Source organism: Enterobacter sp. ku-bf2 (genome assembly GCF_001742765.1).
GTDB lineage: Bacteria > Pseudomonadota > Gammaproteobacteria > Enterobacterales > Enterobacteriaceae > Enterobacter > Enterobacter quasiroggenkampii.
Window position 1 is genome coordinate 129,970 of sequence record NZ_MDVW01000020.1, and the last position, 20,308, is coordinate 150,277.

Sequence of the window (20,308 nt, forward strand, 5' to 3'; positions counted from 1 at the left end):
TACTTCAAAGCCTGCCGTTTCAACAGTCTAGTTAGGTTGCATCGGACTAAAAAAAGGCCGCTTTCGCGGCCTTTTCGTTATAAGACTTACCCTTCTTATTCAGGCCATTCCATTTCTGGTCCGAACTCCGAGAGTGCTCATGTCCCGTCAGCATTGTGCCAAGAGCGGACGTTATTAACTGAACGTAGATTTAATTTTAGGTGTAGATCAATAGCCTCTTTTTCCACACAACATAATGCTTAAACCATTTTTAAACGGCAGGTAAATCAAAGTAGAATGCTTGTAAACGCTCAGTTACGCGGTGCGTGACAAATCGGTTATGCAACCTCAAAGTGAACGTACTACATTCTGACAGGAAGAATTATGGCTCATATCAGCGCCGTCGTAACCCTACGACCAATTCGATTCGCATTCCTCGTTAAACCTAATGACAGTAAACGGTTACTGGAAATCTTCCAAATAAACACATGCCTTTGGGGCGGTAAATTTAACCCTATCATTCCAATTTTTGGCCATGTGCCTAAATGGTGGGATAGGGATGACTACAAACCTGAGAGCGCTTTGCAGATCGTCAATGGCTATCTTGATGCTTTCGAACCTGATTTCCTTGTAGAAGCTGAAGCAGGGCTGGCTAAAGGGTTTGGCTATGACCCAGACCGAGTACTGCAACTTTCAGCCATGCTAAGGCGATCTGATGAACTGCGGGGTCAAGCTGGGCTTGATGTCTTCGACCTATATAAAGATCTGTATAAGAAACAATTTCAATTCGTGCGTCGACATGAGCACAATATCGTGGAACTCATACCTCGGACGAATGCATTGAAGTCGTTCTGTGCTTGCCTATCTGGCAGCTTCCCTGAGGATGAAGACCTTAAATATTTTGGCCAAGGGTTCTGTGATGCTTTTGATCCCAAACAGGTTGAATTATCCCCAGAAGCTCTAGTAGACCTGTACAAGGATGGATTTAATTCAGCACTACAAATCGGTCACTCGAATATTGAGGTTAATTATCATGACAATGCGGATCCAACGCTCTTTGTCATGGATGCACATGACTCGCGCGATCTTATTGACTTCTGGAACCTTCGCGCTATGCGGAAATATGTCCGACCAATTCCACTCCAATGGATTGATGCGCTTTCCCCATACTGCAGAGAATACATTGAAGATTGCCATCGCCCCGTTCGAGGGAATCAATTTGGCTTAATGACTCATGCTACCGTAATGTTTGCAAGATCTATCCCTACTGCGAATATCGAACAACTTTACGCCGACTATTTGCGGGTTAATCAAGATGAGGCAAATAGGCGTCAAGATTGGTATCCACCGATTTGGCGACCATCATCTGGTTTTACAGTTCGCAGTACTCGACCTACTCTATCCTGTGCAGAAAAAACGTTTGACACACAAATCGAAGGTGACCGAACCGAAGTTCGATTTGATTATCTCCATCCAGAATTCACTGAAAGATATGGTGCCAATGATGCTCGCTGGGTGAACGTAGTGAAATTAAAAAATTGGTCAAATACCAGTCGGGCTGCAACCGTTTATCCTTGTAATTACAGGTCGCCCAAGATGCCACGTTTCCAGTCAATACAGAGAAGCATCTTATCTACAACTGAAGGTTTTGTTGTATTTTGCCGTTTCCATAATATGTCCGATCTCTGGCGTTTGAGTGACGGCACAACGGCGATAAGTGAATGGCTAAAAAACAATGGAGTTGAAAGCCAAATCTCCGATGCAGGACAAGCTACACAGCAAATTATTAATACGCTCGGAGGTTTCAGGGGAATTAGTAGTTTTGCTCATGCAGAGATAGTGAAACTTCTCAATAAAATTTCTCGACGGCCCATTTCACCCTCAATTCAACACCAAGAATTTCAGAACAAAATTAATAATGTGGTGAAGGGTGATATATGGCGAAATAAAAATGCTGAAACTTTAGTTGAGCTTGGTGCTGTTGAGCTTGGCTTGGAGTTAAAGTGTGCAAAATGCTCTACTTGGGGATGGCACGCGCTACGCGAACTGGATCTTGTAGTAGCATGCGGCCTTTGCCTAAATAAGTTTAGCTTTCCAATGATCGATCCAAGTTCGAGTCAATTGTCCCGTTGGGCTTACAGGTTGATAGGCCCCTTTGCACTTCCCGATTATGCTCGTGGGGGATACGCCGCATCCCTAACGCTAAGATTTCTCGCCAACACATTTGGAAATCATGATGCCACGATTACATGGTCAACTGGCCAAATACTGACATTGGCCCCAAAACAATATATTGAAGCTGACCTAATACTCTGGCACCGACGCAAAGTTTTCAATGAGCTGGATCACCACGCAGAACTCGTATTTGGAGAGGCAAAAAGCTTTAGGGGCGAGAATTCCGAAGAGAAAAAAGCTGTTGCTGATGCATTTGAAGTTGAAGATGTAGAAAGAATGAAACAACTTGCTATCCGCTTCCCTGGCGCAATTTTGGTTTTTGCAACCATGAAGCAGGCAGGAGATCTTTCCCCGGCCGAAATTCAGCGAATTACAAAACTCGCGTCTTGGGGGCGTGAATACATCCACGAGCGCCGACAAACAAGGGCTCCTGTAATACTCTTAACTGGTCTAGAGCTGTTCGCACCATATTCGCTTTCTCAAGCCTGGGATGCTGCAGGTGGCCGCCATGCTGAAATGGGAAAGGGACACTTCGGCTATACAGATAATCTTCGCGTTCTGGCCGATATGACACAGCAGTTATACCTTAACATGCCGGCATATAGCGAATGGTTACGAGCAAAGTGGGAAAAAAGAAATCAGCGTCGTCAAGTGCGACAAGCTGCTGCGGTGCCAGCACGAGATGCTGGAGATCATTAATGTAATCCAAGAGTGCGGAAAACCGGATGCTAAATCTTCCGGTTTTCCACATGAACACAATGTCTGCTTCTCGCTCACAGCGGACCTTCAGCTTAGATAACTTGCTTGCTTCGTGCCTAGAACGGACGTTGAGAACATTATGATGTGGCTTTATCGGAGCATATCAATATCGTTTACATTGCTAAACTCAACGAGATATATGCAACCTGAATACGGAGCACTTGATGATTACCACACATGTTTTCATCGCGGTCAGTCTTGATGGTTATATCGCTCGACAGGATGGCGATATCGACTGGCTGTTGAAGCGCGATGACCCGACAGAAGATCATGGCTATGCCGCATTCATCGCGGACAAAGATTGGATCATTATGGGGCGAGGCAGCTATGAGAAAGTGCTGACTTTTGACGAATGGCCTTATGATCAACCTGTGCTGGTGCTTTCCCGACAGCTAACCGATATTCCCGTGCCAGAGGCGCTGAAGGGCAAAGTGCAGTTTTCATGCCGCACGCCAGGGGAGGCTCTTGCTGACCTGATGGAGAAAAACGTGCACAGGGTCTATATCGATGGTGGGCAGTTAATACAGTCGTTCCTGCGCGAGGGTCTGGTCGCCGATATCGTTATCACTACCGTTCCTGTCCTGCTCGGTTCGGGAAAACCGCTGTTCGGAGTACTGCCCCATGATATCGATCTGACGCTATTATCCAGCCGCAGCTTCCCTTCAGGTCTGGTGCAATCGCACTATCGACTGACGTCATAAGCTGAATCTAAGCACAGTGGTGACCTCCGCTACAGCGAGAGCATGCCCCACGACCTTGCTTCAGTTCACTGAAAAAGCAGTCATCAGAAAACGGGCCTACAAAACCCAGGATCTGGATCGTGCAGATATCTTCGATGACATTGACCTGTTCAGCAATCGGAGCTGGAGGTAAAGTTTTCTTGGGGCGTCAGTACAGAGGCCTTTGAACAGTCTCCGTCGTGAGGACGTAGCCAATGCAGATGACCAAACGTTCTCCGAACCCAAATCCCGCACTTCCCTCCCTTACCCTTAAAGGCCTTTAAAGGCCCTTTAGCGAGCTTTTGCGGGCGTGCATTATTCGAGCCAAAGTTGGCTAAAATCCGGCCATCCTAGCGTATTTAAATCCCGCCAGGTAAATGACTTCTCGGTCGCAAATTCCATCCAGTGATGCAGCAAAGGAATGACATATCGCTGGTGGGTAATCTCATGGAAAAAGGCGGCAATGGTTGCGAATGCCTGTTCATCGTTGCTGTTAAGAATCGTCGGCAGCAGCGCGTTCAGGTTTCGTCGCTGGGCTTCAGGCAAGCGCGTAAACAGCGTGGTGGAAGCCAGCCATTCCAGAAACGCCGGAACCGAAAGGGTATCGAGCATAAAGTTGCTGAGCCAGATATCCGCAGGAGGGCGCGGCTGGCTGTTGAAGTGGTCAAATGGGTCGATCCGTATTTCGGCGCGAATATGCCAGCGCTCAAGCAAGATGCGAATCGCCCCGGCAAGTTCCACCAGTTCCGGCTGCTGAAAGGTGCTGATGATAACCGGCTGACGCAGGTTAAACGGCGCGGTGATCCCGCCGAAATCCACCGGGCGGTGGTTCCACTGCGGCAGCATGCCCTGAGCAACCGAAAGGATGCGCGCATATTCGTCGGGAAGCTGCGTCTGGCTGAGGAGTTCGACAGGTTGCAGCAGGTAATTGATAAACCGTCTTCCGGCTTCATCCGCAAAGGCCCCGTCATTGTCGAGCAGCACAAAGCAGCAGCCCTGCTCCAGACTGCGCTCGTTGAGTGGGCGGTCATCCTGCGCCTCCTCGCCCCGCAGCAGGGGAATAAAGCTCATGCTGATATGTTCTGGCGCCCAGGTGAAAATGGTGATTTCATCCAGTCCGGGCCGCGCCTGGTGCCAGTGTTGATTGCGCCGCAGGACCATAAAGTTGTCGCTGTGCTCCTGCAGGTGGAAAGCGCCGGTACAGCGGATGTGTCCGCGCTGGTAATCAAACAGCATCGTCGGCTGGGTGGCGAGCAGACAGTCGAGCCGTCTGACCGGGTGATGCGTTTCAATCACCAGATGCCAGGGGGCGTCAGCGGTGATGGTTTTGATTGGGCTGAAAAGCGGGGCGAATTGCGGGCTCTGGCTGGCGGCGAGCAGGCAGCGCTCAACAGCACTGGCATCCAGCTCGCCGCCATCGGCAAAGCGGGCGGTGGATTTCAGCCAGAACTCCCAGCGGGTAAAGTCCTCGCTGTGGGTCCAGTAGTGGGCGATATCGGGGACGATCTTGCCCTGAACGGCGTCATAGCGCGTCAACCCGCTCAGGCACTGGCGCAGGAGGTGGCGTTCGGTTCGCCGCAGGGGAACGAGCGGGTTAAGCGGATCCAGATTGCGGTAGTAGGGGATGCGCACCCGCGTTTCGCTGCTTTTATCCTGTACCCCAAAGCGCCACAGGCTCAGGCGATCCAGCAGATACTTGTCGTTACCGATAAAGCGCAGCACGTTGCCGTAATCCTGCTTCTCCAGCAGCTTATTGACGTTCTGGCTGAACAGCTTTTCCGGTGAGGTTAACAGGTGGAGCCGTGAGCGCTTGCCGCGCCCGCGCTGGGGCTGCCAGTCGAGCCATTTTTCCTGATGCATCTTTTTCAGCGCATTCCGGCAATTACGCACTGAACAGCCGAAGATGGCGGCGATCTCCTGCATCTGTAATTCGTGCGTCTGGCCTGCGCCGTAGCGGGCGTACAGCCTGCGAAAATGCGCCTCGAAGATACTCATATGATGGCCTCCCGCCGAACGCGATTTCCTCTTTTATCCCTTTCTGACGGTTTCCGGCGTGATTGCCCTCATAAATTTTCCGGTTTTAAGCGAAAACCGGAAATAACTTTCGTCGTCGGTTGCTGTTTTTTTAATCATCTCCGGTTCGGATACTGAAGGTGTTCGGAGCAGAACCTGCTGTTGTGCGAATCCCTGTCATAAAGACGCGCTCAGGAGATCGAGATGAAAAGATTCAACCTTCTGCAAATGTTACAAAGCATCGGGCGATCGTTAATGATCCCCATTGCCATGCTGCCTGCCGCCGGTATTTTGCTGGCCTTCGGCGTCAGCTTTCAGGATCCCAATATTGTCGCCAGCCTGCCGTTTCTCGGCGCTGACTGGCTGGTTCACGTGCTGAAGCTGATGGCGGAAGCGGGCAGTGCGATTTTCGCTAACCTGCCGCTGCTGTTTGCGGTCGGCGTGGCGGTAGGACTCAGTGACGATCAGGGGATTGCCGGGCTGTCGGCGATCGCCGGGTTTCTGATTATGAACGTCACCATCGGCCAGTTTCTGGGGATCACGCCCGAGTCGGTGGCGCAGGTGCGTGACTACACGATGGTGCTGGGCATCCCTTCGCTGCAGACCGGCGTGTTTGGCGGCATCATTATCGGGATTATTGCCGCCTGGCTGTATAAACGCTATTACCGCATCCAGCTTCCTTCGTGGCTGGAGTTCTTCTCAGGCAAGCGATTTGTGCCGATAGTGACCTCCTTCGCCGCGCTGTTTGTCGGGCTGGTGATGGCGGTGGTCTGGCCGCCGGTTCAGCATCTGATTAATGGCCTGTCGAATACCATGACGGTGCAGGGGCCGGGCGTGTCCGCCTTCCTGTTCGGTTTTGTCGAGCGACTGCTGATCCCGTTTGGTCTTAACCATGTCTGGTGGCCGACGTTCTGGCTGCAGTTTGGCGAGTACGTGAACAAAGCCGGGCAGGTGGTGCATGGCGACCAGCTTATCTTCTTTGCCCAGTTGAAAGATCAGGTGCCGATTACCGCCGGAACCTTTATGGCCGGGCTGACGCCCATCAAGATGTTCTGTATTCCGGCGATTGCGCTGGCGATCTACCGCTGCGCCAGCCCGGAAAACAGAGCGCGGGTGAAGGGCATTATGCTCTCTGGCGCGATCACCTCCATTGTCTGCGGTATCACCGAGCCGATTGAGTTCTCCTTCCTGTTTGTTGCGCCCGTGCTGTATGGCATTCACGCCGTCCTGGCGGGGCTGGTGTTCCTGCTGATGGAGTGGTTCAGCGTGCATATCGGGCTCTCTTTCTCCGGCGGGCTTATCGACTATCTGTTCTTTGGCGTCCTGCCGCGCGCGCCTCACTGGTACATGGTGTTCCCGGTCGGGCTGGTGATGGGCGCGCTGTACTACGCCCTGTTTACCTTTGCTATTCGTCGCTGGAATTTGCTGACGCCGGGGCGTGAAGTCGAAGAAAGCACTGTGGTGCAGGAAAGCGAACACAACGACCTGGTGAGCGGCATCATTCTGGCCTATGGCGGGCTGGGGAATATGACCAGCATCGAAGCGTGCATGTCACGTCTGCGCATTGACGTGACGGATAAGACGCTGGTGGACAAGGCGCTGCTGAAACAGCTTGGCGCGGCGGGCGTCGTCGAGGTCGGGAACAACATCCAGAGCGTATTTGGCATGAAATCCGATCGGCTGAAAGAGGCGATCCGCGCGATTAAAGCGCATCCGGTTTCCGGACATTGTGAACCCATACACTAAATAATTCGAGTTGTAGCAAGGCGGCAAGCGCGTGAGTTCCCGGGAGCATAGATAACTATGTGACCGGGATGAAGGCGCGCAGCCAACGCAGCAACAACTTGAAGTATGACGTGTATACAGGAGGCAAAATGAAACAGCTACACCACAGCGGCCTGCCGCTGTATCTCGATGACGACGGCGTGATGGCGCTGAAACCCCCGCTAAACTATCTCGGTTTTGGCCGCAAAAGCGCCGGGCAGATGGCGGTGGTTTTACCGGAATTCACCGAAGTGCAGCGTGATGAACCGGCTTACGATGTTTACCGCGGGCTCAGCTTTGCGGAGGATCAGGAACGGCTTGCCGCTGACCAGTACCAGTACGACATCACCATCATCATGCCGGGGACGATTGGCCATGAGCGCAAGAAAACCAGCGGTCACTATCACGGCTATAACGACACGCGGCGCAACACCCATCCGGAAGTGTACGAAGTGATTAAGGGGACAGCGGCGTATATCCTGCAAAAGTCGCCGGATTTTGCCGTCGCGCCAAAAGATCTGCTGGTGGACGATCTTATCGTGGCCGTCGTGAAGGAGGGGCAGAGCATTATCGTGCCGCCGAATTACGGCCATTGCTCCATCAATATCGGCGTCGGGCCGCTGGTGTTCAGCAACCTGGCGTATAAACCCTGTGCGGTTCACTACGACACGGTGCAGTTTTACCACGGTATGGCCTGCTACATCGTGGAAGAGAACGGGCAACTGTGCGTGCGCAAAAATCACTACTATCCGCATATTCCGCACATCAAATTCGCCACCGTCAAAGAGAATCCGCATCTTGGCATCACCTTCGATACGCCGCTTTACCAGCGCTACCGCGCCGCGCCGGAACGTTTTCACTTTCTGGGGCATGTCGATAACTATGTCCGGGAAATCATGGGGATGCTCGAGTATCAGGATGATTTATTCCCGCTCTGTCAGGAGGACGCATGATGGAAACGCAATCTGTTGCAGGCGTTGCCTGTAGCGACCTGAATCAGGCGATGTCGCGGATTGATGGCGCTGCGCTGGCGTGTCTGGAGCAGGCCATTGCTGACGCGAACGCGATATTTGTTTTTGGCGCAGGCCGTTCGCTGTTGATGCTAAAAGCTTTTGCGATGCGCCTGATGCATATCGGCCTGAAGGTGCATGTTGTCGGCGATGTGGTGACGCCTGCGCTGCAAAAAGGCGACCTGCTGCTGCTGGCTAGCGCATCGGGCGAAACGGCTTCGCTGGTGAATGTGGCTACGAAAGCGAAGCAACTGGGTGGCACAGTGGCCCTGCTGACCATTTTCCCCGAGTCCACGCTGGGGAATCTGGCGGAGGTGGTGGTCAGGATCCCGGCCTATACCGACAAACTGCCGGATGGACCCGATAACGTGAAAGGTATTCTGCCCGGCGGCAGCCTGTTTGAAGAGGCCGTCATGGTGCTGGGCGATGCCATGATTGTGAGTCTGGCGCAGTCGACGGGATATCACTTAACCAAAGGCTTTGCGCTGCACGCCAACCTCGAATAGTCATTCGACACAAGGAAACCAACATGAAATTACAGCTTGCCCTGGACGAGTTAACCCTGCCTGAAGCGCTGGCATTTATTGATAAGGTGGTTGACGACGTTGATATTATTGAAGTGGGTACACCTTTTCTTATTCGGGAAGGCGTGAATGCAATTAAAGCCATTAAAGAGAAATACCCGCATAAGGAAGTGCTGGCGGATGCGAAAATTATGGATGGCGGCCATTTTGAGTCGCAGCTGCTTTTCGACGCCGGGGCAGACTATGTCACGGTATTAGGCGTGACCGATGTGCTGACAATCAAGTCCTGCATCCTCGCGGCAAAAGAGGCCGGAAAGCAGGTGGTGGTGGATATGATCTGCGTCGACGAACTGCCCGCGCGGGTTCGCCTGCTGGAAGAGGCGGGGGCGGATATGCTGGCGGTACATACCGGCACCGACCAGCAGGCAGCAGGGCGCAAGCCGATTGATGATTTGATAACGATGCTTAAGGCGCGCCGGAAAGCCCAGATTGCCGTGGCAGGCGGCATCAGCAGCCAGACGGTGAAGGACTATGCGTTGTTAGGCCCGGATGTGGTGATTGTGGGGGCGGCGATCACGCATTCGGCGGATCCGGCAGGTGAAGCGAGGCAGATTTCACAGGTGTTGTTGCAGCATCACTGAGATTAGACGAACAGAACGGCATCTGGCGCGACTGTGTGCCAGATGTCGACCAATAGTGGACATGCGGTTAAGTGAGTAAATTTTCTAAGGGCATAACTGTTCCTGCAAAAAATATCTGGCTGAATATAAACTACTCGATATTCTGAAATGCTTTGTATTTTTTGTGAACAGGAAAAAGTATGCTGAGTACGTTACCCGATTTACACAGAAGTTTTGCAGAGCAACTCAAACTTAAATTTCAGTCAGATTCGCGAATTCATTCCCTTCTTGCTGGCGGCTCGATGATTCATGGCGGATTTGATAAATACTCCGATCTGGTTTTTGTCGTTGTCGTAGATCCTCTCTACTATGACGAAATTATGACGCAGCGTAGGGAACTTGCCGGAACATTAGGCCATCTGCTGCATGCTTTCACCGGGGAACATGTGGGAGAGCCTCGCCTGCTTATATGCCTGTATGGCCCTGAACTCCTCCATGTCGATCTGAAATTTGTCACCCTGGACATGCTCACTCAACGCGTTGAGGAGCCAGCGGTGTTATTTACCCGTGATAACACTGCTCTGAAGCGACAACTGGCAAAATTTAGTGCTCACTGGCCCAACATGACGCCGGAGTGGTTTGAGTCCCGAGCCTGGATCTGGCTTCATTACGCAGTGGTTAAACTGGGAAGGGGCGAACTCTTTGAGGCGATTGGTATGCTGGCATTCTTCCGGGAGCAGGTGCTGGGACCAATGCTGTACCGTCGCGCAAATCTACCGCAACGTGGGGTTCGCCGCATTGAATTCTACGGCATTGATCCTGATGGTCTGCTGACTTCCACGTTGGCAACGCACGATCGTGACTCCGCCGGTGTTGCCATCAGAATGGCTGTTGACGCTTATATCAATCTGCGGGCTGATGCTTTGCCTGAAAATATCGCAGATGATGCGGCACGATGGGCGGTTCTTACCATGTTGAAAGAGTATTCTGACAGGGGTTAAATTTATGCTCCGGTCGCTTACACGGCCGGAGTAAAAGTATCATCGGAGAGGCAGGCAATAGCCAAATCCCGAGGTGGATATCGCTATTTAGCGACTGCAATCCATGCTAAAGCCAGGTTCAGGTGTACGAGAGAGGGTAAATTTCAAATGTCGGCAGAGTGCCAACAGTGGAAGTTGGAGGGCCAGAGACTCTCTAAAAGTTGATGGTTCTTTTTGCAGGGATACGTACAGTGGCGGCAGGTATGGTAGAGCTGATAAGCTATGTATAGAGTTCAAAATTCATTTAATCGCGAGATAACAGTCAAATTATGCAAAGAATTATTCCTGATAAAAATTGGTGGGATAACGAGAGTCATAATCGAAATGCAGCAACTGTATGCCCATACGCGAATTCGCATAGCTGCCCTCGATACCATGACAGTGTAGTTCTGCTTAAACGTAGCAAAATGATAGCGGGCATAACGGATACAAAAGAAGAGGAGTTGAGTGAGTATTGGGAAAGAACCAAATTTTCATCTTTATGTGATGAAGAATTACCCTCAGTTTGTTCAAATAAAAACGGAGGTGTTTCATCGATCAGTAATTTTTGCCCTGAAATATCATATAAGTATTTTTACTATTATGCTGATTACATGTGTAAATATGTCGATGAAATAGATCAGGATACAGGTGTGCGTATTGCGAAAAAAGATAATATAAAAAATGACTGGAAGTATTCATGGATGACCGTTACTCCTAGGTTTTATTTGGATTGCGATGTCTTTAGTCATGTTAAACAGTTCAATGAAACTTTGGGGAATGATTACTTAAAAAGATTGCACCCCAATATTGTTCAGCAAATAAGTAGAATGAATAATTGTTTAGATTCCAATGACCCGGCAGGAGCGTTGCACGCCGCCTCTAATATTTTAGAAACAATGGCGAAAGATATTTCTCAAAACCCAAATGTATCAAATCAATCATTGGGTGGTTTTTTTGAACAGTTCAAGAAAAAGTCAAACCTATCTAATAACCTTATTGTTGCGATTAAAGATATTTATGATTTGCGTAACAAATTACCTACTGCTGGACATGGAAGCCTAGACAAGCCTGAATTGACTATGGCAGATGCTATAGCTATTGCGGCAATGACAAAGGCGATATTAGAAATTGAATATCGAAGCAAGGCCATCTAATAAGTCAAATTCAACAACGCTTCAATTTCCCAACGTTGTTGCTATGACGACAAAGAACGCAACCACGCCGGTGGTTTTACTCAACCTACATACCCGACAAGGATTCCCGGATATGCCCAAGGCTATCAGTGAAACCCGGAGCCGCAGCTGGGGTGTATGCCCATGTTCGCATGGCCAATGTCAACTCAGCATTGAATTCACCGCAAGAACAGCAGCGTTTACTCACCTGCCCACTTTTAATAGCTTCATCTCGCGCTAGGCGCATTTGTACTCGAGCAGCCAGAAGAACTAACCGAGACCGGCCTCGGCCAGGTAACGGCTGAGTCCGCACTTTCTACGACCGTTTGCAGGAACATGCCCTGATGTTACGTACTATAGTAGACCAGAATGACCGACTGCTTAGTGCCAAAAGCGGACATTGGTTGTACGTCTGGGCAAATATACAGTGTTATTTGCTTTCACCATAAAATAGGTACACTTTGAGCAAATTAACAGGAGCATTTATCTGTTGCTAAAAAAGAAAAAATATTCTAGTTTAGAAGCTTAGGGTGGACTGACTTAAAATTATAGGCCAAACAAAAGTAATAATGTGCCAGCATGCTTTGGACAGGAGTTAACAGTGGTTTTTTGAATTTCAATAAATTAACGTCGGATGTTAATCTGGTAGAGCCAGATAAAACGTGTCGGCTCAATAAGGCATCATTCACGGAGTAGTAGCTATTGAATATAAAACAAATTAATTACTCAGCTGCCTATTCTTTTGCTGATACTGTTGTTTCTGCTGTGCGGAACCCATCAGGAATTGGAACAGGTGACATAATTGCTGATTTCTTTGAGTTTCGAACCCTGAATTTTTTTGAGCAAATTGAGAAGCCAAAAAAATACACATTGCTTCATACCTTTATTTCCAGCGTAAATGGATTCGGAATACAGCACTACCTCGGAAAGGTTGATGCGGAAATCATCATATCTGACTATGGAGCATTACTTGATGGGGCAAACATTCCACGCCCAACATGGTTTACGGAACAAGATGTTAGCGATCATATACCTGAATTGAGAGAAATCATGGAGACTGCCACCGAAACAATTACTGAAGCAGCCTTCCAATTGCTATTTGCAGATAGAACATTTTTATATGAATTTAGTCTGTTTATTCAGCCATTTATTGCTCGGCTACAGCCCAATGAGCATCAATGCATTGCTAGCCTGGGAGTTATCAAGAGATCATACTTCCCCGTATGGTTAAAAAACGCAGTATTTCATCGTGACAAAGGAAGGTGCCAACTCTGTGGTTGTGATCTCACTAATATTTTAGTGCCAACAGAGTCTAGACACATAGATCATATGGTTCCGTTAAATGCATCAGGAACCAACGATCCGACAAATTTTCAACTCACATGTGAATCGTGTAACACATCTAAAGGGGCTCAAGTACTTGCAAACCCTCATTATACGTATCCATATTGGTAGCCTAACAAGTGCAGGTTGTCGGATAAGTACTACGCTGTGCTCCGTACCTGCAGCAACTACAAGCGTCAATTTACACAAGGAGCCATCATGACTTTTTCAGACATGTTAAATGACAACGTCGTCCTGCTGAGAAATTTTCGTTGCGGCTTCGCTACACTACATAGATGCGCATGCGCGAGGTGTTAATGTCCGCTCCTCACCCACAGCGGACCTTTGGCTAAGTTAGCTTGTCCGTTCCATGCCAGGAGCGGACGTATCAAACTTCATAACAAGTAATGTGTGTGAGGCTGTTCACGCATTTTTTGTCTAAAGACGTTGTTTGACGTATTGCACTATTCTGATAATTGCTAAATGATGAAGAATTAACGATAAATGCTTTATAGCTATACGGGGAAGGATGATGGACACTAAACTTTCAACTAATTTTATAGACGTAATTGAAAATACTATCGGTAGACCACTGTTAAAAAAAGAGCTACTTAAAAGACCTGTGGGAAGTAAAGAATTAGAAAATCTTGGCATGGCTCTTAATGATTTTAATAATCAATATAAGCTACCAATTAAAAAAGAAACTGATTTGAGGCCTTCTATATCGCCAAGACTTGACACAATATACGATTTGGGTTTCAACTATGTTAGTCGTATACATGATGTCTCTCAGTTCCAAGGTGCGTTCACAGGAGAACTAAAAAAGTATTTACTATATTGTCACGGTTTAGTGATAGAAGACCCTTTGGTTTATCTTTTAGACTATTTTAGACCCGGTAGTTCTAACAATCAGCATGCATTAGCGAGGCTGCCAGCGATAAATTCGTTGCTTCTGGAGTACAGTGATATTTCCGATTTAATAAGGTCTGGCATTGTTTTCCCAGTTTCTGAACCCCAATACTCGGATAATGAAGTACCTTATCCAGAAGATAGCTTGTTAAAAGAGTTAAGTAAAAGAATAATCGATAAAAATGACACAATCCCCCAACTTGCTGCATTTGTTTTAAGAGAACAATTTAGGAAAAAACAGTTTCATAATAATATAGATTCATTTTACCCAAGTTTCGAGCATGTTAGTGTCCTTAAAGAAATAATGAAGATTCAGCAAGAAAAATTTACTCGCAATGAGATTATAACACCTTTTGGAACTAATGTTATCGGTAGCATTTCTTTATTGAATATGAACAACATTTCGATTAAAGATATTTGTTACATGAGAAAGCAAGAAGAGCTATTTTCGGAATGGAGAGGTTTCTTAAACTCCACATTTAGGGAACTATACAACCATTCTTCTGACTACACTGATCTGGATAATGAGTTTTTATCTGAGGTGAGGAGTGAGTTTTCTAATTTAGAAATGAGAGTAAATAATCGATTAAGTAAGGCATTCTCTAATTCATCATTGATTAACACTGGTAAAAATATAAGCATTGGCGCTGTTTCAGGTGCGTTATCAGGAATAGTAACTGGAGATTTGAAAACAACTTTCTTTATGACATTATTCGGCGGTATGCTTTCCGGGGGAATGCAACCAAGTGTTGAAGCAGTTTTAGACTTGGTGAAAAATGAATCTCGTCGTAAAGAGACGAAAGTTATAAAAAATCATTTCTTAACTCTCGGTTTACCATCATAGTAGAAATACACATAAAGATATAGCTCATCTCTCGTTAGTATGCTTCCAATGGCTAGCGTATATAAGTATCTATGTCAGCTCTTCGCTCAAAGCTGACCATGCTTTCTAATCATTCCTGTGCTTTGACTGGTTTGCTGGGTTAAGGGCTTTACCAATCTGACGTAGCAGAAAGGTACCGCCCTTAAAGTTATGGCATTATGGGCATTCAGGTTTACCGCTCTCCAGACTGCGATGCACCGCTTCGCAAATCCGGCTTACCGCCAGCCCGTCCTCTGCCGTCACCGGGTACGGAGACCGGTTCCTGACCGCCCGCACAAAGTCATTGATCGGGTTGATACCAAAACCGCTGGCGACGCCGTTGCGGTAGTTGATGAAATAGCTGTTGGGCGTGAGCGTCATGCCCGGCGTAGTGATTTCCAGCCCGCGATGCTGTGAAGTGCTGCGGATATACGTTGCCTCGCAGAGAATATCGATACGTCCGTCGTTGTCCTTCGGAAAGCCCTCCGGCAGCACCCATGAGTTTTCCACCACCCACGAACTGCCGTCGGCCATTGTCAGCAAGCTCTGCACGCTGTCGAAGGTGTCGAGGCCGCATTCGACCATCAGCCGCTTCTGTCCGACGGCGTACACCGATACCACCTCCTGCCCGGAAAGATGGCGCACCAGGTCAAAGCAGTGTGAGCCGAGAAACCACACCGGGGAGCTTGCGCCCGCCCAGTTCAGCCACTCCGTCGGGACACTAATCACGTCGTCCATACTGATATGCCCCCGCAGTATGCGCCCGGCTTCCGGCTTCTCCAGTTCAGCCTTAATGCGCATCACCGCCGGGTCCCAGCGTTTGTGGAAATCGACGCCGACCAGCAGGTCCCGCTGCTGCGCCATCTCCACGATAAGCTCACACTCGCGTACTGAGGTGGCGAGCGGCTTTTCGGCCAGCACATGCTTACCGTGGCGCAGGGCGGTGAGGATGGATTCGGTGTGGTACGGGTCCGGTGTTGCTACGGAGACCACATCGATAGCTTCCTCTTCCAGCAGCGTTTCCAGCCGGGTATAGCCGATTACGCCGTACGCCATGGCAAGGTCGTCGCAGCGTTCTGCGTCGGTGTCGCAGATGGCGACCAGCACCGTGTCCAGATTATGGCGGTATGCGTTCATATGGTGTTTGCCGTAGATACCCGCGCCGACCACGGCGGCTCTGATTTTGTTCATCGTTGAGTCCTCAGAATAAGCCCAGGGAAAACAACCAGCCGACTATTACCGCCAGCGGCCCGGTTAACTGACGTGAGAGCAGAAAGGCGGGGACACCTTTCGCGATGGTCTCCGGCTTTGCCTCCTGCATCGAAAGACCAACCGGTACGAAGTCGCAGCCCACCTGCACGTTGATGGCGAACAGCGCGGGCAGGGCGAAGGCCGGAGATATCGCCCCTGCGCCAATCTGGGTGCCAATCATTACGCCGATGACCTGCGAGATGGCTGCCCCCGGCCCGAGCACCGGGGAGAGAAACGGAATGCCGCAGATGAGCGACAGCAGCACCAGTCCCCACAGCGAGTTCGCCAGCGGCGTCAGGGCGTGGGCAATCAGGCTGCCGAGCGCAGTTTCCTGCACCAGGGCTATCAGCAGTGAGACAAAGGCCATAAACGGGATAACGTTGCGCAGCGACACGTCCACCGCTTCACGGCTGGCGCCGAACAGCAGGGCGATAACGTGTCCGACGGTAGTGCCGGTCTGCTCGACCATGCGCACCAGTTTCTCCGCGCCATGTGGAGGCGGTGGCGTGGTGATAACCCGTGGTGTAGCGACAGGCACGGATTCCGGTTCACCGTCCGGGGCTTCGGCAGTATCCACCAGTACCAGCTGCTCCATCGTCACGCCGGAAACGTAGTTATCCTCGGTAATAAACTGCGCCAGCGGTCCGGAGCGCCAGGTGGGCAGCACGTTGACGGTCGGGATGCCTTTCTGCGGGTACAGGCCGCAGCGCAGGGACCCGGCGCAGTTAATCACCACGCACAGGATGTCGTTATCCGGCGGAATGTCTGAGAAGCCGTTGACGATTTCCGATTCGGTCAGTGCACCGATTTCAATGGCGATGGGATGAATCTCGCGTCCGGTCAGTGAGAGCACCTTTTTGCCGCTCCCTATGGGCAGCCACAGCCCTTTACCGTAGCCACCGGGACCGGGAGGAATAAGCACCGTGTTCATGGGCGTCCCTCCGCAATCATCAGTTCGCCGTGCAGGGCGGAAAGTAAAGGCACCGGGCCGGAGAGATGGACCACGCCGGGATGGAAGGCATTCAGGCTGCCGTCAAATTTTATCGTCAGATGGCCGAGTTCAAACAGCGACTGCTGTGCTTCTCTGCCCACAGCCGTAATGAGGTAGCTGTATCCGGCCAGTAACAGGGTATCGCCCGGCAGAATGAACAGATTTTCTTCCCGTATGTTCGGTTCCAGTGACAGGGAGTAGTCCAGACAGTCCTTCGGCCCGTTGCTGTCGAAGGTGATGAGTATTTTGTCGGTGAGGCCGTCGGCGACAAACAGGCCGATGGCGGCGATACGCGCGCAGTAGGTCATCATGGTTCGTTCCCCCGCCTGCTGAGCCGCAGGAACAGGTACTCGGTGATAATCCCGCGGATTAAACCAATCAGCATGGCGGCGGCAATATAGCGCAGCGCCAGCGAGGTGACGGGCAGACCGAGCGCCTTAACCCCGGCGGCGACGCCGAGCCAGACGAACAGCTCCGACGGCACCACATGGGGGAACAGGCTGGTGAGAGGATGGGCGGTGGTGCCGAGGGCATCCTCATAGCCGGGCTTGCTCTTTTCGGGAAGGAGCTTGCCAAGCGTCAGTGCGCCGGGGCTGCTCATAAAGAACCAGCCGAGTACGGGCAGCACGCCGTAGGTGAGGATGCGCGAGCGGCCCAGCAGGGCGGCGACTTTCTCCATTCTGACGGTGCCGACCAGCTTCATCAGGAAGTTGATGGCCAGCAGCAGACAGATGAGCATCGGGATTAGCCCGGTCATCATGTCGAGGAAGATTTTGCCTGCGGCCTGGAACAGGTGGATAAAACCTTCAGCCAGGGAGACCAGAAACATGGCGGCCTCCTGTACTCAGTGCGATGGTGCATGGTTGTGGTTCGGTGTGCATAAACAACTCTCCTGTCAGGTATCGTTGGTTAATGCGTCCTGCCACTCAAAGCGCGGGTCGTTATGTCCCGGAGTTGTCGGTTGTTGTCATCGGGTGAAGCGGTTTTCGGGGTTCACGTTTGTTACTGGCATTGAGGTAACGAGCGGGCCAGATCTCTGATGGATGCACGTCCAGCGCGATGGCAATCAGCCACTCACCTTTCGGCCACGGGCGGTTCAGGGCATTCGCCAGCGTCGACGAGGCCAGGCCTGCTTCCCGCGACAGTTTCGCCAGACTGGTACCGCGCTTGTGTAAAGCGGCGACGATGTCGGCGGGGTGCCAGTCTTTTTTAGTCATTCCGTTTACCTCTCTCAGGTCTAAAACCAGTCAAGACAATCCCTTACCTATTATTTAGGAAGTTTAAAGATAACTCATCTTAAGGAATGCTAAAGATGCTGTCAATATAACCACTAATAGGACAGGGTTATGGTTCCGAAGCGTCTTAGGATTGCGAGAGAGTTAGCCGATATGTCGCAAGAGGAATTGGCTATTGCAGCAGGCATTTCAGAAGAAACGGGTTATTCGCGAATGTCCCATTACGAAAATGGGAGGCATAAACCTAAATTCGAACTGGTTTGTCGATTTGCTGAAGTTCTCAATTTGCCTGAAGGTTACTTCTACACGCTGGATGACAGCTTTGCAGATGCAATGCTGAAGCTATATGGGGGAAAGCGGGTGCAGTGGAAAAGGTGCATAATAAGTTAATTGGTCGTGTTAGTACTTCCTTTAATGTTATGGTTTCTATCTTTATGAAGTCTAAAGATAAAAGAACTTGAGCAATGCTAAAGATTACCGTGAAATCCCTATAAGGTGCACGGTATGATCCCCAAAAGACTGAAGGAAGCTCGTTTGCGAGCAAAGCTGACCCAGGAAAAGCTTGGTGTACTTGCAGGTATAGAAGAGGCTACGGCTTACTCGCGGTTGTCGCATTATGAGAATGGTACGCATAAGCCGACATTTGAGTTGGTGTGTGAGTTTGCGCGAGTGCTTGATGTACCGGAGTGTTATTTTTATACTGTTGATGATGGCTTTGCAGAAAAAATATTACAATTATATATGCTATATACACAAAAGGAATAATTAAAAAAGAACCTATGATGTTATATTGCACATGCAATTTTTTTTTACAATGGAACTATAAATGCTAATTAACGAACTGATGCAAGAAATTTCTACCACAACTAAAAATGATGGAAAAAAGATTTTTTATATTATAGGGAATAACGGAACTGGTAAAAGCATGCTTCTAAATGAAATTGCAAATAAAGCCAGTCAAGATAAAACGGTAAATAAAGTATTATGTATTTCTAATACGCTATATGATAAGTTTAAACTTGAAAATGATAAGGCTATATACTTAGGATTGCGTACAGTAAATAATGCGATTTTTTTTAGTGTTGTTGAGCGAACATTATGTGGCTTTCTGTTACATTGCATTAATAAAAATACGCTAAACAAGCTGGAAAAAAACTTAAACATGAAATTTTCCATCGTGTTCGAAAGTGGAAAGAAAATAAATGATATAGGATCATATTATGATAAAAGGAAAACAAAGAATAAGCATATATCAGATATACTCTCTGAACGAGAAATAACCATATTCCTAGATATGATTGGGCATGAAATTAATTTTAAAGAACTTAATGAAGAGCAAATTGTAACTTTAGAGAAATTTCTACCCTTAAATCCTAATAGCATTAAGCTAAAGGTGAAAAAAGATAATGGTAAGTTCCTATTTGAAGATTTGAGTTCTGGTGAACAGAATAGAATTCTTCTGTCATCAAAGGTTTTGTCTAATATAGATAATAAATGTGTTATTGTTATTGATGAACCTGAGATTAGTCTTCATTTGCATTGGCAAATAGATTTTCATGCTTTTCTTAATGGATTGATATCCTCCTACAAAGGCGTTTCGATTTTCATCGCCTCCCATTCACCTATACTTGTATCAGAAGCTTATAAGGATAAAAATGTAAGTACTATAATTATATTAGGCGGGCAAGGGAGAAATCATGAATATTTAAATGTTCAACAGAGTTCAAATGCTAATTTTGAAAACATTGTCTTGGATTTTTTTAATACTGCAACATATCGATCAATAGCTATAGATGAAGAAATAGCAAGGATTATCACAAGTTTCAAAAATGAAACTGAAAGTGTAGATGATTCTATTTCTAAATTGGAAAGTTTAAAAAAGAACGTCAAAGGGATACAAAATAAAATTACCCTTATAGATGAGGCAATCAACCTTATATCAAAACTTAGCGTTAACTTAATTAAGGGGGAGTAAAGGAT

At 48.8% G+C, this 20,308-nt stretch carries 19 protein-coding genes; 13 read left to right on the top strand and 6 right to left on the bottom strand.

The features are described from left to right. Nucleotides 1-363: 363 nt before the first annotated feature. Nucleotides 364-2,853, top strand: a complete 2,490-nt coding sequence (locus BFG58_RS19455; protein WP_015958839.1) for a hypothetical protein — start codon at nucleotides 364-366, stop codon at nucleotides 2,851-2,853. Between the two features lie 224 nt (nucleotides 2,854-3,077). Next, nucleotides 3,078-3,614 carry a dihydrofolate reductase family protein gene (locus BFG58_RS19460; protein WP_069720385.1) on the top strand — a complete coding sequence of 179 codons (537 nt, stop codon included), beginning with the start codon at nucleotides 3,078-3,080 and terminating at the stop codon, nucleotides 3,612-3,614. Between the two features lie 333 nt (nucleotides 3,615-3,947). On the opposite strand, the gene BFG58_RS19465 is transcribed toward BFG58_RS19460, so the two are convergent. Beyond that, nucleotides 3,948-5,627: an SgrR family transcriptional regulator gene (locus tag BFG58_RS19465; protein WP_069720386.1), complete on the bottom strand. Its 1,680-nt coding sequence runs from the start codon at nucleotides 5,625-5,627 to the stop codon at nucleotides 3,948-3,950. A 222-nt stretch (nucleotides 5,628-5,849) separates the two neighbouring features. Between BFG58_RS19465 and ptsG the strand changes: the two genes are divergently transcribed. From ptsG to BFG58_RS19500, 8 genes are all read left to right on the top strand, one after another. After that, nucleotides 5,850-7,391, top strand: coding sequence for a glucose-specific PTS transporter subunit IIBC (ptsG, locus tag BFG58_RS19470; RefSeq protein WP_069720387.1), 1,542 nt, complete (start codon nucleotides 5,850-5,852; stop codon nucleotides 7,389-7,391). Between the two features lie 128 nt (nucleotides 7,392-7,519). Continuing rightward, complete coding sequence (locus BFG58_RS19475; RefSeq protein ID WP_069720388.1) at nucleotides 7,520-8,362, top strand: glucose-6-phosphate isomerase family protein; 843 nt, start codon at nucleotides 7,520-7,522, stop codon at nucleotides 8,360-8,362. Beyond that, a complete protein-coding gene (gene hxlB / locus BFG58_RS19480; protein WP_069720416.1) occupies nucleotides 8,362-8,925 on the top strand; it encodes a 6-phospho-3-hexuloisomerase in 564 nt (187 codons plus the stop codon). The genes BFG58_RS19475 and hxlB overlap by 1 nt, the downstream gene beginning before the upstream one ends. 23 nt (nucleotides 8,926-8,948) lie before the next feature. Further along, a complete protein-coding gene (hxlA, locus tag BFG58_RS19485; protein WP_069720389.1) occupies nucleotides 8,949-9,584 on the top strand; it encodes a 3-hexulose-6-phosphate synthase in 636 nt (211 codons plus the stop codon). Nucleotides 9,585-9,763: 179 nt separating this feature from the next. Further along, nucleotides 9,764-10,564, top strand: coding sequence for a hypothetical protein (locus tag BFG58_RS19490; RefSeq protein WP_069720390.1), 801 nt, complete (start codon nucleotides 9,764-9,766; stop codon nucleotides 10,562-10,564). 308 nt (nucleotides 10,565-10,872) lie between these two features. Further along, nucleotides 10,873-11,739 carry a hypothetical protein gene (locus BFG58_RS24370; protein ID WP_069720391.1) on the top strand — a complete coding sequence of 289 codons (867 nt, stop codon included), beginning with the start codon at nucleotides 10,873-10,875 and terminating at the stop codon, nucleotides 11,737-11,739. 720 nt (nucleotides 11,740-12,459) lie between these two features. Further along, complete coding sequence (locus BFG58_RS23560; protein WP_080330237.1) at nucleotides 12,460-13,212, top strand: HNH endonuclease; 753 nt, start codon at nucleotides 12,460-12,462, stop codon at nucleotides 13,210-13,212. 400 nt (nucleotides 13,213-13,612) lie between these two features. After that, entirely contained in the window at nucleotides 13,613-14,833 is a 1,221-nt protein-coding gene (locus BFG58_RS19500; protein WP_069720392.1) for a hypothetical protein, read from the top strand. Between the two features lie 195 nt (nucleotides 14,834-15,028). On the opposite strand, the gene BFG58_RS19505 is transcribed toward BFG58_RS19500, so the two are convergent. The 5 genes from BFG58_RS19505 to BFG58_RS19525 all read right to left on the bottom strand — a co-directional run bounded on the left by BFG58_RS19505 (nucleotide 15,029) and on the right by BFG58_RS19525 (nucleotide 18,310). Further along, nucleotides 15,029-16,042: a Gfo/Idh/MocA family protein gene (locus BFG58_RS19505; RefSeq protein WP_069720393.1), complete on the bottom strand. Its 1,014-nt coding sequence runs from the start codon at nucleotides 16,040-16,042 to the stop codon at nucleotides 15,029-15,031. Nucleotides 16,043-16,052: 10 nt separating this feature from the next. Further along, on the bottom strand, nucleotides 16,053-17,033 hold the full coding sequence (locus BFG58_RS19510; protein WP_069720394.1) for a PTS glucitol/sorbitol transporter subunit IIB: 981 nt from the start codon (nucleotides 17,031-17,033) through the stop codon (nucleotides 16,053-16,055). Then, on the bottom strand, nucleotides 17,030-17,404 hold the full coding sequence (locus BFG58_RS19515) for a PTS glucitol/sorbitol transporter subunit IIA (protein WP_083261539.1): 375 nt from the start codon (nucleotides 17,402-17,404) through the stop codon (nucleotides 17,030-17,032). Before BFG58_RS19515 ends, BFG58_RS19510 begins: the two co-directional genes overlap by 4 nt. Then, on the bottom strand, nucleotides 17,401-17,922 hold the full coding sequence (locus BFG58_RS19520; RefSeq protein WP_069720395.1) for a PTS glucitol/sorbitol transporter subunit IIC: 522 nt from the start codon (nucleotides 17,920-17,922) through the stop codon (nucleotides 17,401-17,403). Before BFG58_RS19520 ends, BFG58_RS19515 begins: the two co-directional genes overlap by 4 nt. Nucleotides 17,923-18,034: 112 nt before the next feature. Next, nucleotides 18,035-18,310, bottom strand: coding sequence for a helix-turn-helix transcriptional regulator (locus BFG58_RS19525; protein WP_069720396.1), 276 nt, complete (start codon nucleotides 18,308-18,310; stop codon nucleotides 18,035-18,037). Between the two features lie 129 nt (nucleotides 18,311-18,439). On the opposite strand from BFG58_RS19525, the gene BFG58_RS19530 reads away from it, so the two are divergent. From BFG58_RS19530 to BFG58_RS19540, 3 genes are all read left to right on the top strand, one after another. Next, on the top strand, nucleotides 18,440-18,718 hold the full coding sequence (locus BFG58_RS19530; RefSeq protein ID WP_069720397.1) for a helix-turn-helix transcriptional regulator: 279 nt from the start codon (nucleotides 18,440-18,442) through the stop codon (nucleotides 18,716-18,718). A 114-nt stretch (nucleotides 18,719-18,832) separates the two neighbouring features. Then, on the top strand, nucleotides 18,833-19,093 hold the full coding sequence (locus BFG58_RS19535; protein ID WP_045346123.1) for a helix-turn-helix domain-containing protein: 261 nt from the start codon (nucleotides 18,833-18,835) through the stop codon (nucleotides 19,091-19,093). A gap of 61 nt (nucleotides 19,094-19,154) precedes the next feature. Then, nucleotides 19,155-20,303: an AAA family ATPase gene (locus BFG58_RS19540; protein ID WP_069720398.1), complete on the top strand. Its 1,149-nt coding sequence runs from the start codon at nucleotides 19,155-19,157 to the stop codon at nucleotides 20,301-20,303. The last annotated feature ends 5 nt before the right edge of the window (nucleotides 20,304-20,308 follow it).

What these genes read in the sequence shown, in the direction of transcription:
- BFG58_RS19455 (WP_015958839.1), top strand. Translation starts at nt 364, where the DNA reads ATGGCTCATATCAGCGCCGTCGTAACCCTACGACCAATTCGATTCGCA.
- BFG58_RS19460 (WP_069720385.1), top strand. Translation starts at nt 3,078, where the DNA reads ATGATTACCACACATGTTTTCATCGCGGTCAGTCTTGATGGTTATATC.
- BFG58_RS19465 (WP_069720386.1), bottom strand. Translation starts at nt 5,627, where the DNA reads ATGAGTATCTTCGAGGCGCATTTTCGCAGGCTGTACGCCCGCTACGGC.
- ptsG (WP_069720387.1), top strand. Translation starts at nt 5,850, where the DNA reads ATGAAAAGATTCAACCTTCTGCAAATGTTACAAAGCATCGGGCGATCG.
- BFG58_RS19475 (WP_069720388.1), top strand. Translation starts at nt 7,520, where the DNA reads ATGAAACAGCTACACCACAGCGGCCTGCCGCTGTATCTCGATGACGAC.
- hxlB (WP_069720416.1), top strand. Translation starts at nt 8,362, where the DNA reads ATGGAAACGCAATCTGTTGCAGGCGTTGCCTGTAGCGACCTGAATCAG.
- hxlA (WP_069720389.1), top strand. Translation starts at nt 8,949, where the DNA reads ATGAAATTACAGCTTGCCCTGGACGAGTTAACCCTGCCTGAAGCGCTG.
- BFG58_RS19490 (WP_069720390.1), top strand. Translation starts at nt 9,764, where the DNA reads ATGCTGAGTACGTTACCCGATTTACACAGAAGTTTTGCAGAGCAACTC.
- BFG58_RS24370 (WP_069720391.1), top strand. Translation starts at nt 10,873, where the DNA reads ATGCAAAGAATTATTCCTGATAAAAATTGGTGGGATAACGAGAGTCAT.
- BFG58_RS19500 (WP_069720392.1), top strand. Translation starts at nt 13,613, where the DNA reads ATGGACACTAAACTTTCAACTAATTTTATAGACGTAATTGAAAATACT.
- BFG58_RS19505 (WP_069720393.1), bottom strand. Translation starts at nt 16,042, where the DNA reads ATGAACAAAATCAGAGCCGCCGTGGTCGGCGCGGGTATCTACGGCAAA.
- BFG58_RS19510 (WP_069720394.1), bottom strand. Translation starts at nt 17,033, where the DNA reads ATGAACACGGTGCTTATTCCTCCCGGTCCCGGTGGCTACGGTAAAGGG.
- BFG58_RS19515 (WP_083261539.1), bottom strand. Translation starts at nt 17,404, where the DNA reads ATGATGACCTACTGCGCGCGTATCGCCGCCATCGGCCTGTTTGTCGCC.
- BFG58_RS19520 (WP_069720395.1), bottom strand. Translation starts at nt 17,922, where the DNA reads ATGTTTCTGGTCTCCCTGGCTGAAGGTTTTATCCACCTGTTCCAGGCC.
- BFG58_RS19525 (WP_069720396.1), bottom strand. Translation starts at nt 18,310, where the DNA reads ATGACTAAAAAAGACTGGCACCCCGCCGACATCGTCGCCGCTTTACAC.
- BFG58_RS19530 (WP_069720397.1), top strand. Translation starts at nt 18,440, where the DNA reads ATGGTTCCGAAGCGTCTTAGGATTGCGAGAGAGTTAGCCGATATGTCG.
- BFG58_RS19535 (WP_045346123.1), top strand. Translation starts at nt 18,833, where the DNA reads ATGATCCCCAAAAGACTGAAGGAAGCTCGTTTGCGAGCAAAGCTGACC.
- BFG58_RS19540 (WP_069720398.1), top strand. Translation starts at nt 19,155, where the DNA reads ATGCTAATTAACGAACTGATGCAAGAAATTTCTACCACAACTAAAAAT.